11 protein-coding genes are annotated in these 14,830 nt (G+C 43.8%); 3 read left to right on the top strand and 8 right to left on the bottom strand.

Features of this window, described 5'->3' with window-relative positions:
• Positions 1–6: 6 nt before the first annotated feature.
• The 8 genes from D3222_RS02280 to D3222_RS02245 form a co-directional block, all read right to left on the bottom strand.
• A complete protein-coding gene (locus D3222_RS02280; RefSeq protein ID WP_118984660.1) occupies positions 7–1,551 on the bottom strand; it encodes a pyridoxal phosphate-dependent decarboxylase family protein in 1,545 nt (514 codons plus the stop codon).
• Positions 1,552–1,699: 148 nt separating this feature from the next.
• Positions 1,700–2,476 (bottom strand): siderophore-iron reductase FhuF, encoded by a 777-nt coding sequence (gene fhuF, locus D3222_RS02275; protein ID WP_198672726.1) that lies wholly within the window; start codon positions 2,474–2,476, stop codon positions 1,700–1,702.
• A 179-nt stretch (positions 2,477–2,655) separates the two neighbouring features.
• Positions 2,656–3,468 (bottom strand): ABC transporter ATP-binding protein, encoded by an 813-nt coding sequence (locus tag D3222_RS02270; protein WP_118984658.1) that lies wholly within the window; start codon positions 3,466–3,468, stop codon positions 2,656–2,658.
• Positions 3,453–4,514 (bottom strand): FecCD family ABC transporter permease, encoded by a 1,062-nt coding sequence (locus D3222_RS02265; protein WP_118984657.1) that lies wholly within the window; start codon positions 4,512–4,514, stop codon positions 3,453–3,455. The genes D3222_RS02270 and D3222_RS02265 overlap by 16 nt, the downstream gene beginning before the upstream one ends.
• The gene (locus D3222_RS02260; protein WP_118984656.1) at positions 4,501–5,514 is read right to left on the bottom strand and encodes a FecCD family ABC transporter permease; all 1,014 of its coding nucleotides are present in this window, start codon (positions 5,512–5,514) and stop codon (positions 4,501–4,503) included. Before D3222_RS02260 ends, D3222_RS02265 begins: the two co-directional genes overlap by 14 nt.
• Entirely contained in the window at positions 5,511–6,527 is a 1,017-nt protein-coding gene (locus D3222_RS02255; protein ID WP_118984655.1) for an iron-siderophore ABC transporter substrate-binding protein, read from the bottom strand. Before D3222_RS02255 ends, D3222_RS02260 begins: the two co-directional genes overlap by 4 nt.
• Before the next feature lie 72 nt (positions 6,528–6,599).
• Positions 6,600–8,834 (bottom strand): TonB-dependent siderophore receptor, encoded by a 2,235-nt coding sequence (locus D3222_RS02250; RefSeq protein ID WP_118984654.1) that lies wholly within the window; start codon positions 8,832–8,834, stop codon positions 6,600–6,602.
• Positions 8,835–8,884: 50 nt separating this feature from the next.
• Positions 8,885–10,708: an IucA/IucC family protein gene (locus D3222_RS02245; RefSeq protein ID WP_118984653.1), complete on the bottom strand. Its 1,824-nt coding sequence runs from the start codon at positions 10,706–10,708 to the stop codon at positions 8,885–8,887.
• Positions 10,709–11,154: 446 nt separating this feature from the next.
• Between D3222_RS02245 and recQ the strand changes: the two genes are divergently transcribed.
• Genes recQ through yigL form a run of 3 tightly spaced genes read left to right on the top strand, consistent with a single transcriptional unit; the run spans position 11,155 to position 14,817 of the window.
• Complete coding sequence (recQ, locus tag D3222_RS02240) at positions 11,155–12,981, top strand: ATP-dependent DNA helicase RecQ (protein ID WP_118984652.1); 1,827 nt, start codon at positions 11,155–11,157, stop codon at positions 12,979–12,981.
• 14 nt (positions 12,982–12,995) lie between these two features.
• Positions 12,996–13,994 (top strand): lysophospholipase L2, encoded by a 999-nt coding sequence (gene pldB, locus D3222_RS02235; protein ID WP_118984651.1) that lies wholly within the window; start codon positions 12,996–12,998, stop codon positions 13,992–13,994.
• A gap of 22 nt (positions 13,995–14,016) precedes the next feature.
• Positions 14,017–14,817: a sugar/pyridoxal phosphate phosphatase YigL gene (gene yigL, locus D3222_RS02230; RefSeq protein ID WP_118984650.1), complete on the top strand. Its 801-nt coding sequence runs from the start codon at positions 14,017–14,019 to the stop codon at positions 14,815–14,817.
• Positions 14,818–14,830: the final 13 nt, after the last annotated feature.

The raw sequence follows: 14,830 nt of genomic DNA, 5'->3' as shown, positions 1-14,830 counted from the left end.
ATCTCATTAATTGTTATTATGGGTTGCCAGAAAATCATTTCCGTGCATTACGATGTTATGCACAATTTCTTGTAGGTGTTGTTGGCTCGTTGTTGGGTTAAGGAACGTAAATTTTAAATATTGTCGGCCATTGACTTTGGTACCCGCAATAACGGTATTACCTTCACGGAATAGCGATTTACGAATGGCTGCATTGACGGCATCAATATCTGCATCAGGTAATTTTTGTGTAGGAATAAAACGGAAAACTAAAGTACTTAACTCTGGATAATGAATCAGTTCAAAATAGGGATTCTGTGCCATTAATCGATAGGCATCTTGAGCTGTATCGACAACTTTATCAAAAGCTTTTCCAAGTTGTTTTGCGCCCATAATTCGTAATGTCAGCCACATTTTCAATGCATCAAAACGGCGAGTTGTCTGGATACTTTTATTGACCAGATTGGGTGTACCCTCTTGTGAGGCACTGAGTGGATTTAAATATTCGGCATGATAAGTCAGATGGGATAAATGCTTCTTATTTTTGACAAAGAAAGCACTGCAACTGACGGGTTGGAAAAATGATTTATGGTAATCCACAGTGACAGAATCCGCCAAATTAATGCCTTCCAGTAGATGAGAGCGACGAGGTGAAACCAGTAAACCGCATCCGTATGCCGCATCCACATGTAGCCAGGTGCCATACTGTTTGGCGATAGCAGCGATAGGATGAAGTGGATCAATACTGCCGAAATCCGTGGTACCGGTCGTAGCGACAACGGCAAAAGGAATGTTGCCCTGTGCGACACATTGGTTAATGCATTGTTCCAATGCTTCAGGGTCCATGCGGAACTCACTGTCATGAGGAACAGAGACAACGGCGTTATATCCCAAACCAAGGATAGCAGCGGCTTTTTGTGTACTGAAATGGCTGACTGTCGAGGTAAAAATACGCAGTTTATGGAAATCCGCCGGCAGACCATGTAACTGATTTTTATGTTCAGGATCGCGTTGATGACAAAAATGGTCCCTTGCCAGTAACATTGCCATCAGGTTTGACTGAGTACCACCGCTGGTAAAGATACCGTCGGCATTTGTACCCAATGCCATTTTATCTCGTGTCCAGTCGAGAACCTTCTGCTCTATTAATGTCCCACCAGCACTTTGATCCCAGGTGTCCAATGATGAGTTAATCGCTCCTATAATGGTTTCTGCCAGAACAGCAGGTAATACTAGTGGACAATTAAGATGAGCAACATATTTTGGATGATGAAAATAAACAGCATCTTTAAGATAAAGTTGCTGTAGCTCATCTAAGGCCAGGTTTAAAGAGGTCAGAGGAAGATCTAAATTCACTTTAGAAAATAGTGGAGATAATTCATGGGGTAATATCCCACTGAAAGGTCTATCTACCCGTTGTAATATTCTCTTTATCCTAGTAATGACATTATAAGCGTCATCAAGATAATTTTCAGCACTATTCATATTTAAGAAATATCTGGAAAAATCTTCGTCCGTGATATGATTATTTTCTGTGAGTTCATGGTTTAATAGCAGAGTGTCGCCGTACATTATATATCCTTGTCATCTCATATATAGGTTATAGTTTGGTTATTGCCCAATATAATTGATTTTATTATGTGTAATATTTGTTTGGATTAAATCATAATAATCTCTTTCTGCTGGAGCAGATAAGAATTAAAATTCATGGAATAGAATGTTAATTTTTTATTTCTGCTTTGGATTCCAAAGGGCAATCATGGCAATTACCGACGCTAGGTAGTTTATTCCTTTGACAACAACTGCGACGTTGCATATTGTTATGCCGCAAAATAACAGTACGGTAAAGTGGATTATTTCTACCATCAGGGAGTTGTGGTTCCATAAAAAGACCATTTATAATTTCTTGATATAATTTGCTATTTATTCTTGAGCTAAATTCGGCAAGATACCAATACATGAGATAACCGATGTTATTCCACAGGAGTCGTCCATTTATCCTTTGATATGATTCAATCTTCTCGCATACGGGAATGATATGGCGATCTAATAGAGAATAATGGCGATGCAGTAATGATGAAGGTGTTTCATTCAGCCAGGTTAAATTATAGTAAAAAATATCTGGCCTGCCGCTGTCATGGAATTCAACTTGAAAAAGATTGTAATGGGTATCCACTGCTTGTGGATATTCTAGTAACATTAGCATCATCGGGGGAATAACCAAACCAAAATACCATTGTGTCCATAAGGAATAAAGAGCTTTCTGGTTAGGCTTTATATCATTGGTACCGTAATATTCATCTTGGTAGCGCTGAATTAATACTGGAAACTTCTTTGTATCTGACCACTGGGGAAAACTCATGCTGGTAGCAGGGATATTATCTGCATTTACTCTCATTGTGGCAGTAAAATGACTAAATGTTTGTTCAAATAACTGGATGATATCTTCAATTACCACTGTGGTTAAAGGGGTAACTGAATGCTTTGTATTTGACACCACCAACTCCCTGTTTACATGTTCATACTAGCTGATTGTAGTATCTTACATATGACTAATCATTGTAAATATAATTATGATAATTATTATTATTATCATTGTTATTATCAAGTAGTAAGTCTTTTGGGTGCCTATATTGCTTGTTAATACGACAAAACCATAGGCAGCTTATTTCCCGTTCAGATAGGATTGTATCTTGGGATAATCAATGGTTTACCAGACTCTGGATCGCAAATAATACGGCAGGCCAGACCAAACACATCAGTGATACTCTGCTCGTTGATAATCTCTTCTGGCACACCTTCGGCGTAAATTTTGCCATTTTTCATCATAATTAAATGTGAGGCGTAACGTAGTGCCAGGTTAATATCGTGTAGTACTAGCACCAACGTTTTCCCCTGTAAATGTAGACGCTGACAGAGATCGAGCATTTCAATCTGATGAGTGATATCCAGATAAGTGGTTGGTTCATCTAACAGTACAATGGGTGTTTGTTGTGCTAATGTCATGGCAAACCAGGCGCGCTGGCGCTGACCACCGGAAAGCTCACTCACTAACCGTTGCGACATCTCCTGGAGTTCGACCGCATATAAAGCGTCGTTAACTGCTCGTTCATCTTCTGCTGACCACTGTCGTAAAAAGGATTGGTGAGCGTAACGTCCACGTGAAACCAAATCGTATACTGTCAACGCTTCGGTGATGGTTGCCCCTTGTGTTAGCAGAGACAGCTCACGTGCTACCGCTTTTGGCTTGTAATGTCGAATATTGTTCCCATCAAGCAGGATTTCACCGTGCTGTGGCGTTATACCTCGGCTAATGGCGCGTAGTAGGGTCGATTTTCCACAACCATTCGGGCCAATGATGACGCTGAATTCACCATCACGAATAGAAATATTTAGGCACTCAACAATCGTTTTCTTGCCGTATGCTAGCGAAAGCGCTTGGGCTGTTAGTCGTGAGATGGTGGTTGAGGAATTTATATCGAATGACATGACTTTGTTCTCCTTAATTCAGCGTACAGCAAATACATCAAATAGACACCGCCTACCCCTGCGGTGATAACTCCTATTGGCAGACGCGCCGAAGTAGGAAGTAGCAAAGTAATTAAATCGGAAGCAAGCAGTAGTAATGCTCCCACCAGTGCTGAGCAGAACAGTGCAGTGCCTTTGGCCCGTACTAAGCGGCGGGCGATTTGCGGAGCAGAAAGTGCGATAAAAGCCACCGGCCCGATAACCAGTACCGCCATTGAGGCCAGTATGACCGCCAGTAACAAACTCATAAGCTGAATTATACGTACTGATACACCGAGTGTATTAGCAACTTCATAGCCGAGATTGACGTAGTTTAATTGTCGGCCTAGCCAGAGTAGAAAGGGGACAAACAGTATCATCGTTCCATAAATTAACCCAACATCTTGCCAGCGTCGGTTGGCGAGGCTACCGTGCAGCAGTGAAGCAAGTTGTTGCGCCTGCTCAAGGCGCACATTCGAGATAGCAAAATTAACAAATGCCATACAAAGAGCGGCGATAGCAATGCCAGAGATGACAATTCTGGTTGTCTGCATCTGCCCGGAGCTGCTAATGTTTCCGGCATATACCAGTAGTACAGCGAAGCTAGCTCCTAGCAGCGCACCTAAAGCAACGGGGAGTACTCCAGGCCAGATGAGCAGGGTGGTGACGATACCTGCGGCAGCACCGGCATTGACGCCGATAATATCCGGGCTCCCGAGTGCGTTGCGGGTCGTCAGTTGAAAAAGTGAACCGGAGAGCGCCAGCGTTGCACCCGCCCCGATAGCCACTAATGCGCGGGGTAAACGTAGCTGTGTGAAAATAAATTCCTGATAAGGGGTTGAGGTTGTTAGCCAGGGGTTATCGATACCTTGCTTACCCAGTGCCAGAGAGAGATAAAACAGCACAGCGAGCAGTAGTAATATCATTAAGATGGCTCTTTGGGTCCGTTGTGGAGGTACAAGAAAAACAGCAGTTCCCAACATGAAGGTTCGAGTTTTTGCCGGTCTAGATGGGTTAATCTGCGACATAATTAACTCCACGATAGGTTTTAATAACCAGATAGAGCAAAGGTCCACCAATTCCTGCGGTGATAATTCCCACCATGATCTCCCCGGGTGCTATCACCAACCGCGCCAGTATATCGGAAGTGAGCAAGAGGCACGGCCCGGCGAACAGGCAATAGGGTAATAGCCAGCGGAAATCGCTGCCAACTAAAGCCCGCATCAAGTGGGGGGCAGCCAAGCCAATAAAGGCAATAGGGCCTGCCATCGCGGTAGCCACTGCCGCTAGCATAGTAGCAGTAATAAGCGACAACACGCGGGTGCGGGCAACATTAGCGCCAAGTGAGCTGGCAATGCCTTCACCAAATACCATCACATTTAGGGAAGAGCTGAGTGAAAGGGCCAATATTAAGGCAAATAACAGATAGGGTATCAGTGAACTCGCTTCTGCCAGAGACATTGCGCTAAGTGATCCAATTGTCCAGAAGCGATAACTATCCAGTATATGCGCATTCATTAATACGAAACCTTGCACAAAAGCAAATAGGCAGGCGTTAATGGCGGCACCAGTCAATACCATGCGTGCTGGATTGCTATTACGTTGTCCTCCACTGAGCAGGTAGAACAGCAATGTAGCCAGACTAGCGCCAATAAATGCTGTCCAGAAGCGCGGAAGCTCATCCAATATGGGTATGAAAGAGAAACTGACAACCACCGCAGCAGCCCCGGCGTTAACACCCAGTAAACCCGGCTCGGCTAGTGGATTACGCAGCAATCCCTGTGTTATGGCACCGGAAAGCGCTAGGGCTGCGCCGGCCATGATGCCAATTAATGTGCGTGGTTTGCGGGCATTGATGACCAGATCGCTATAGCTACCACTGTCGCCTAACCAATAGTGATGCCATATGGTTGATAGCGGTAACGTTTTTGCGCCCAGACTCAGACTGGCAGTAATACAAATCAAGGTCAGCAGTATCATGAGACCCAAGCCAAGTAGCAGTACGAATCGCCGTTTAGGATTTGTCATGATGATTTAATTGCCTCTGCCAGCACGGGCATGAATTGCGATAAGCCCCAGCGCAAACTAAGTGGTGTACCGTAAGACATAGCAACAACTAATGATTGGTCAGTTAGCGGGATATAACCTCCCTGATGCACGGCACGGATGGATTGAAACAGTGGCTGTGCTTCCACGGCTTTACGTTCTTGTTCATTATTGAACCAAGTTACTAAGATATCAGCGCCATTAAGATAATCCGCATTTTCCAGTCCTATATTAGCGGCGAAACTGCCGAAGGGATCGGCTAATGTGCTGACTGATGGTAATAGCGTCAAACCGAGGTGTATTAAAGTATCGACGCGAGGATCGCCTCTGACGTATACCGATAGCATGTTACTGCTGATACCTGCTTTGATATAGGCGAAAGTGTAGCCACTGATATGCGGGATGGTATTACCTGATTCGCGTAATATGACATCCAGTTCAGTAGCGAGTTGCGCTCCTTGCGGCTGTTTATCTAGCGCACGAGCAATTAATTCAATCTGTTGTTGTGGTGTTGTGAGCCAAGGGGCAGATGGATAAGCGATCACTGGGGCGAAATATGATAAATGGTCATAAATCTCTTGGGTGATGCCTGATTGGGTTGCCACAATCAGATCAGGTTTAAGGCTAATGACTTTCTCAATGTCTAATTCGGGGTACATATCTATCACAGCAGGCAAAGTCTCGCCACGCTGTTGTATCGCTTGTTTGAACCACGGCAGATAGCCTTGTTCATCCCCGCCCCAACGATGGGATTCAATCCCGACGGGGACGATACCAAGATCCAGTACGATATCTTCCGCTCCTGCGCCCAAGGCAACAACACGTTGGGGTTGATGTGGAATCACCGCCGTACCCAATGCGGTAGTTATTTCTTTAGGATAACCAAGCTTATCTGACGATACATTGTCTGTGCTGACTGGCTTATCACAGCCAGCCAGCAGACTGACCAACAGCACTGACAGTACGGCAAACCCTTTGTAACGCTTCGATTTCATTGTTTGCTTTCCTTCAAATAAATAGAAACATAAGGTTTGCCGCCCGTAGTGCTATGTAGTGCTATAACAAACTCAGAACTTATAACGCAGGATCGCTTCGATGTTGCGAGGTGCGCCATAGTAATACTGAGAATATTGGCCGAACTGAGTGTAGTAGGTCTTATCAAAGACGTTATTCAGGTTAACCGTCAAAGAGAGATCCGGTGTGAATTGATAACGGCTCATCAGGTTAACCACAGCAAAGCTGTTTTGTTCCGCTTGCATTGATGTCTTCCTAGGCCCATCAACAGTCAACCAGGTTTTATCCTGCCAGTTAACACCACCACCGATGGTCAGGTTACTCATCGCACCTGGCAGGGTGTAGGTGGTAAACAGTTTAAACAACCTGTTTGGCGTATTGGTATTGATTCGCACACCATTAGGATCTGTTGCGCGGAATTGCGTGTAACCAGTATAAAGACGCCAGTTATCCGTCAGTTGACCACTGATCTCTGCTTCAAACCCGCGAGTTTTGGTGCCATCTACTGCATAGTAAGCAGTGGAGTTGTCCGGTAACTTCACGGTACCTGCCTGTGGCAGATTATCCTGACGGATTTCAAACACCGATAGCGAGTAATCAATACCGTTATCGAAAGCAACACCTTTTAGACCCGCTTCGTAGTTTTGTCCAGATACTGGGGCAAGTAACTGATTATTGCGGTCACGGCGGTTTTCTGGGTTGAATATCCCGGTGTAACTGGTGTAAACCGACAGATCTTGAGTAATGTTGTAGATCAACCCACCGTAAGGAACAAATTCGTCACTGTAGCTGGCATTCTGTGGAGTATTGAAATTGTCACCGCGTGTTTGCCAACTGGTGACTCGGCCACCGAGGATCAGTGTCAGCGGATCTGCCAGAGAAATCTGAGTGACTGCATAACCTGCGGTCTGTTCATTACGGCCTTTTGAACCATTGGATCGTGTTTTGCTCCAGTCTGGCTCTGGATATTGCCAGCCAGAAGCGGTGAAATCACCTAGTCCAGAGCAGTTACGCTTGAGCATACAGGTGGCATAAAAATAATCGTTTTGGAAATCCTGTTGCTGATGGTTCAAACCGAAGCTGACATGATGAGTTCGGTTAAACAACTGGTAGTCACCGTTCACTTGTAGATCGTAGTTCTTCTGGCGTCGACTGCCATCAATAAGTGTCATGTTACCCGGTACCATACCGATATTGGTGCTGCGGTTAGGAAAACTTGTTGCCCACAGGACTTTTTGGTCCAGAGTATTATTATCATAAGTAAAGGTGCCTTTCACACTCCAGCCGTTGTCAAAGTTATGTTGCAGGCTGGTGAAAGTAGAGAAGGTCCGAACCTTTGAAAAAGTCCAATCAGGTGCATAGCTGTCGCTGCGTTTATAATCTGTTTTGCTGCCGTCTGCAAAGTAGATCGGAAAACCGCCAAACATACCGCCACGAGTATGATTACGTTGATAATCAGCGCCTATAGTCAACAACGTATTTTCTGTCAAATCCGCTTCAAGAATGCCATAGAACGGGTATTTTTCGTGATTATTGCGATCAATAAAGGAATTGGCTCCTTGATAAGCTGTGATAAAACGTCCGCGTAGGTTGCCACTGTCGTTTAATGGGCCAGAGAGATCAAGGCCAGTGCGCCATTTATCCCAAGAACCGGCGCCGGCAGAGAATTCGCCACGGAAATCACGGGTTGGTCGTTTACGAGTCAGGTTAACCGCTGCCGAAGGATTGCCTGGGCCAACCATCAAACCAGCCGCTCCACGTACCACTTCAATACGATCAAACAGGTCAGTGTCTAGGAGATTGTCGCCATAGTTAAAGCGGGTGTCGTAGTAGGTAGCAACCCCATCACGCAGGATGTTATTGATGGACATGCCACGAGAAGTAAACCCGAAACGATCGCTATCAAACTGGCGTACGCTCATACCGGTTGTGCTATCGATGACGCTATTAACACTGTCCAGATTTTCGTCAAGCATACGTTGTTTGGTTATGACACTGACGGTTTGTGGCGTTTCACGAGCTGAAAGATTTAGGCCGGTGGCGGTGACCATCGAAGTGGTATTGTACATACCGGTATCTTCGGTCACCCCTTCATTTTCTGATCGTGAAGCGGTGACAATAATCGTGCTTTCATTTTGGGTAGCGGTTTTATCGCTTTTGCTCTGTGCACTTTCCGCGATTGCATAGCTATTTCCCATCAGTACTAACTGTATAGTCATTGCAAGAGTTGTTTTTTTAATCATGGAATCCTTTTGCAAAAACGGATACATCACTTTCTTATTATTCATCCCATCCCCAAATTAAGTCTTTTAGTACTTATCTATGTTGATATTTTTATTTATTGCTGCTCTGCCTGATGAAGAGCAACCGAGTATTCATGGCGTAAAGCGTATAGCGGATTAACTAGAGTTCCGGCGAATTTAAGATTCTTTTCACGGTCGTCGAGATCGATCATCTGTTGATTGTTTGCCATTTGCAGACGGTTCAGACAGGTACGAATAAATTCCCGCTTAAACAAGTCGAACTTGCGGAATTTTTCAATCTGATGCGGATGTTGTGATTGATAATTATGGACACAACGGGCAACCAGTAGCCAGAAACGCTCTTCGGGTAGATTGAGATCTTTTTGCAGCAGCGGAATCAGGTAGCGGAAGAAGCAATCGAAGATATCAAGGAAGATGTAGTTAATTTTCATGTCGTCTTCGATAGTGACGTGCAAGAAATTAATCTCTTCAGGCAATTGGAGATCACCATTCAAAATAGCAATTTCTTCACCAATATCTTTCATCAACATTTTTGTCGGGCTGTTATTATCCAATACCAACATCAGGTTTTCGCCATGTGGCATAAATACCAGATCATAGGTGAAGAAAGAGCGCAGTAATGGAGAAAGGTAAGCATCAAGATAGCGTGATACCCACTCTTCTGCATTTAATCCTGAATCCTTTACCAAAGCCGCGACGACGGAATGACCTTGATAATCAACATGCAATAACGAAGCCATTGTCATCAAGCGTTGGTTATCTTTCAACAGTGCCATTGGGCTTTCGCGCCACAGTGCTGACAACATTTTCTTATGGGGGCTGTCCTTCTTAATGGCTGATTCAAAGTAGTTATTGAAATAACCGAGAGCAGCACGTTCCCGTAATACGGTAAAACCTTTCTGTTGGAAGAAACTGTCACTATGGACTAAGTTGCCGAGCCATTCGTTGACTGATGGGGTTTTGACCATGCTGTGTGGATCAAGCCCGCGCATAAAGCCCATGTTCAATACGGATAGGGCAGTCTTAACGTAGTTCTTTTTCGGTTGAGTAATGTTGAAGAAAGTGCGGATAGATTGCTGTGCGAGGTAGCGATCATGACCTTCTCCAAGATAAATAATATGATTATTGGCAATATCTGCTGCAAAGCTGATAGCAATACGGTGTTGCCACTGCCAAGGATGGAGAGGCATCAGATAATAATCTGATGGACATAATCCCAGCATATTAAGGTGGCGTTCAAATTGCGCTGGCAGGTATTTCCCTAGTTCTTCTTCTATTAATTGTTGGTATGAAAGATCGGATAGTGCAGAGAAAGTAGCTTTATTCTTATGTACCGCAATCCAGATTAAAGTCACGGGGCTGGCGCTTTCAGGCGCATAGCGCTGATAATCATCGGCATCGAAACCAATTCGACCATTATTGGCGATAAAGACTGGATGACCTTCACTCATTGCCGTTTCAACGACTTGATAATCGGCATGAGCTAAATCTTGGGCTGTAAATCGGTTGTACTGATATTTAAAAGCGTGACCGTAGAGCGTACTGGATATCTCGTCGAGATAAATCGGCAGCATTTTTTCCGGGATTTCCAACTGCGGATGCAACTCAATAATCAGTTGAATAGCATCAAGTGGCTGAGATTGATTATCCCTGAATTTGGTTACGGAAGCGGCATCAATATCAATATGATCGAGCTGATAAGTTTCCGCTTGAAAATGGTATTGGTAGTCACCTATTGTCAGAGAATACTGCTGCTGTCCATGATAGGTAGGATTAATTAATTTTTCGTGACATAGCTCACGTAATATTTTTGTCACCAGATGGCGATTGGCACGGAGCCAGTTCTCTGCGTTAAGATGCAGAGTGTGATTATCAGAGTTAATATGTAGTGAACTCATGGTGATAACAATCCCTATTCATAATCAAAAATCATATCCAACATAGTCGTTGTACACTGGAAACAAATCGGTACGCTTAATTCTGAAATTTTCGAATATAAGCATCCTTTTTCCAGATATTCATTCCGGTTCTCTTAGACAGGTAACTTTTGGGGTATTCAATTTTGATAACATTAATACAAATTATTATCATTAACAACTGTGTAAGTGTAGGGATTTGCTCTGGTTTTGTTTAAATTACAGGCAAAAATGGGGCATTATGGTGCGGCATTGGGATGAGTAAGGTAAATGAGGGGCGGATTTTTGATCGGCTATAACCTTTGAGTAAACCTGCTTTTGTATCGAGATGATGTTCAATGACATGCTGTAATTATTTCGAGAGTGAGATAGCATAATGCACAGGCGTTTTGCATGGCGTCTGTGATTTTTTAATATTGAGGAAAAGCGTGTCTACCGCAGAGGTCATTAATACGATATCACTGACAGAGCAGGTATTGCGGGAAACCTTTGGTTATCTGCAATTCCGTCTTGGTCAGCAACAGGTCATCAATACCATTCTTGAAGGGCGTGATTGTCTGGTCATTATGCCGACTGGTGGCGGTAAATCATTGTGCTACCAAATCCCAGCGCTGGTACAGGAAGGGGTCACTTTGGTTGTTTCCCCGCTGATCTCTTTAATGAAAGATCAGGTGGATCAATTGCGGGCAAATGGTGTTGCTGCGGATTGCTTGAATTCAACTCAGGCCCGCGAACAGCAGATTGATGTGATTCGGCGTTGCCGTCAGGGCATGATTAAATTGCTGTATATCGCCCCAGAGCGCTTGATGATGGATAACTTCCTTGAGCAACTTCTGGAATGGCAACCTGCAATGCTGGCTGTGGATGAAGCTCACTGTATTTCACAGTGGGGCCATGATTTCAGGCCGGAATATCGGGCGTTGGGGCAGCTTAGGCAACGCTTTCCGACATTACCTGTCATTGCGTTGACGGCCACCGCAGATGAAACGACCCGCAATGATATTGTCCGACTACTGAATCTTAATAATCCGCTTATCCATATCAGCAGTTTTGATCGTCCCAATATTCGCTATACCTTGATAGAAAAATATAAGCCATTAGATCAACTGTGGCTGTTTATTCGCGGTCAGAAAGGTAAAAGTGGCATTGTGTACTGCAACAGCCGCAGCAAAGTTGAAGAGATATCAGAGCGTTTACAAAAACGTGGCTTGAGTGTTGCTCCATACCATGCTGGGTTGGATAACAGCCAGCGTGCGCGGGTGCAGGATGCATTTCAGCGTGATGATTTGCAGGTTGTAGTGGCAACTGTGGCATTTGGTATGGGAATTAATAAACCCAATGTTCGGTTTGTGGTGCATTTCAATATTCCGCGTAATATCGAATCCTATTATCAGGAGACTGGGCGTGCCGGGCGTGATGGTCTGCCGGCGGAAGCGGTGTTGTTCTATGATCCTGCTGATATGGTATGGCTTCGTCGTTGTCTGGAAGAGAAAGAGGCGGGTACACAGCAGGATATTGAACGGCATAAGCTCAATGCAATGGGGGCTTTTGCCGAAGCGCAAACTTGCCGTCGTCTGGTGTTATTGAACTATTTTGGTGAAAGCAAACAAACCTCTTGCGGTAACTGTGATATCTGCCTTGATCCACCAAAAAATTATGATGGCTTGGTGGATGCCCAAAAAGCGCTCTCTTGTATTTACCGGGTTGGGCAGCGCTTTGGTATTGGCTATATTGTTGAAGTGCTTAGAGGCGCGAATAATCAGCGTATCCGTGATATGAGACATGATCATTTGCCGGTTTATGGTATTGGTAAAGAGCAAAGTCAGGAACACTGGGTGAGTGTATTGCGGCAGCTTATTCATTTAGGCTTTATCAGTCAAAACATCGCTAATTATTCTGCATTACAATTAACAGAGGCGGCACGTCCAATATTGCGTGGTGAAGTTTCACTAAAATTGGCTGTTCCACGAATACAGAGCTTAAAAGGGCGCACTCAGCAAAGTAAATCGTATAGCGGTAATTATGATCGCAAACTGTTTGCCAAGCTACGCAAATTACGGAAATCTATTGCTGACGAAGAAAATATCCCTCCTTTTGTAGTATTTAACGATGTCACACTGATTGAAATGGCAGAGCAATGCCCGGTTACGGAGGGTGAAATGTTATTAATCAACGGGGTAGGGCAACGGAAACTTGAACGTTTTGGTAATGTCTTTATGGCTTTAATTCGTGAACATCTAGAGGAGTTTGGATAGTCAGAGGGCAACTTATGACGCCAGAAATGCTAAAAGAAAGTTGGCTCAATCGTGAGACACAGTTCTCTGCTTTTGCCAATGGGCCTCTGTTAGATTTTTGGCAAGTCAGGAAGGAGTGTGATTTTATCGGTGTCGATAATGTCCTGATACGTTATGTCCGTTTTTGCACAACAATAAAAAATTATAGAGCGGTCGTTATCTTTCCTGGCCGTAGTGAAAGTTATATTAAATACTCGGAAGTGGCATTTGATTTTTATCACCTTGGTTACGATGTTTTTATTATTGATCATCGTGGACAAGGACGATCCAGTAGGATGCTCGAAGATTCACAAAAAGGACATGTAGAAAAATTTGATGACTATATTACTGACGTTGAGATATTTATAGAAAGAGAAATTCTTCCTCGTCATTATTCTCACTGTTATGCATTAGCCCATTCAATGGGGGCGGCAATATTAGGGGGATTTTTATTACGTCACAGCCAGGTTTTTGATGCAGCGGCCCTTTGTGCTCCTATGTTTGGTATTAACTTTCCTATGCCGCGTTGGTTGGCAACTTTCTTGGTGAATCGGGCTGAAAAGCGGCCAGATATGCGCAACCATTATGCAGTACTAACTGGGAAATGGCACCCGTTGCCTTATTTATTTAACCTCCTAACGCACAGTTATGAGCGTTATAACCGTTACCTCCGCTATTACGCGGATTATCCGGAATTACGCATAGGTGGCCCAACATATCACTGGATACGGGAAAGTATCTGGATTGGTGATATGCTGATAGAAAAAGCCGGAGAAATTGAGACACCATTGATGGTCTTAAAAGCCAGTGAGGATAAAGTCATTAATAATCAGAAAATACGGGCTTTTTGTGAATTACGTAGGAGAAAGAGGAGTTTCATTGAAGGGCCGTTACCGTTAATTATTCCGGGAGCGCATCATGAAATCCTATTTGAAAAAGATAAATTACGTAGCCAGGCACTCAACGCCATTTGTGATTTTTTTGACCAGAATTGATTCAATTATAGGAATGATAACCATGTATCACATTGTTGCTTCAGATTTAGATGGCACTTTGCTGTCTCCTGATCACAAATTAACTTCTTACACCAAGGAAACCCTTAATTTACTGACCAATAAAGGTATTCATTTTATTTTTGCGACCGGTCGTCATCATGTGGATGTTGCGCAAATCCGAGATGTTCTTGGTATTGATGCCTATATGATTACTTCCAATGGCGCTCGGGTACACAATGCTATGGGTGAATTGGTTTTCAGTCACAATGTTGATCCTGAGATTGTGCATGACTTGTGTCTAATGGAGTTTGATAACGCTGATATTCTGACGAATTATTATTGCCATGATCACTGGTATATGAATCGTGAATGCCCTGAGCAGAAAGAGTTTTTTCAGGAATCAGTGTTCCACTATCAACTTTTTGAGCGTAACAACTTTAAAACCGATGATGTATGTAAAGTTTATTTTACCTGCGGAGATCATGATCTATTAGTTACGTTGGAAGAGAAAATCAAAACGCGTTGGGGTGATAGAGTCAATGTAAGTTTCTCGTTGCGCAATTGCCTGGAGGTTATGGCGGGTGGTGTTTCGAAAGGTCATGCACTTGAGCAGGTAGCTCAAGCTATGGGCTATAAGCTGAGTGATTGTATTGCTTTTGGCGATGGCATGAATGACTTTGAAATGCTGACGGTAGCAGGTAAGGGCTGTATTATGCAAGATGCTCACCAGCGCTTGAAAGATATCCTGCCAGATATGGAAGTGATTGGCTCAAACGCTGATGATGCGGTTTCCCACTATTTGTGCAAAATGTATCAGGGTTAATTTATTATCTACT

Origin of the sequence: Photorhabdus sp. CRCIA-P01 (assembly GCF_003545805.1) — a bacterium.
Lineage (GTDB): Bacteria > Pseudomonadota > Gammaproteobacteria > Enterobacterales > Enterobacteriaceae > Photorhabdus > Photorhabdus antumapuensis.
Note: the sequence above shows the minus strand (reverse complement) of the source record. Positions and strands in the feature narration are given on the sequence as shown.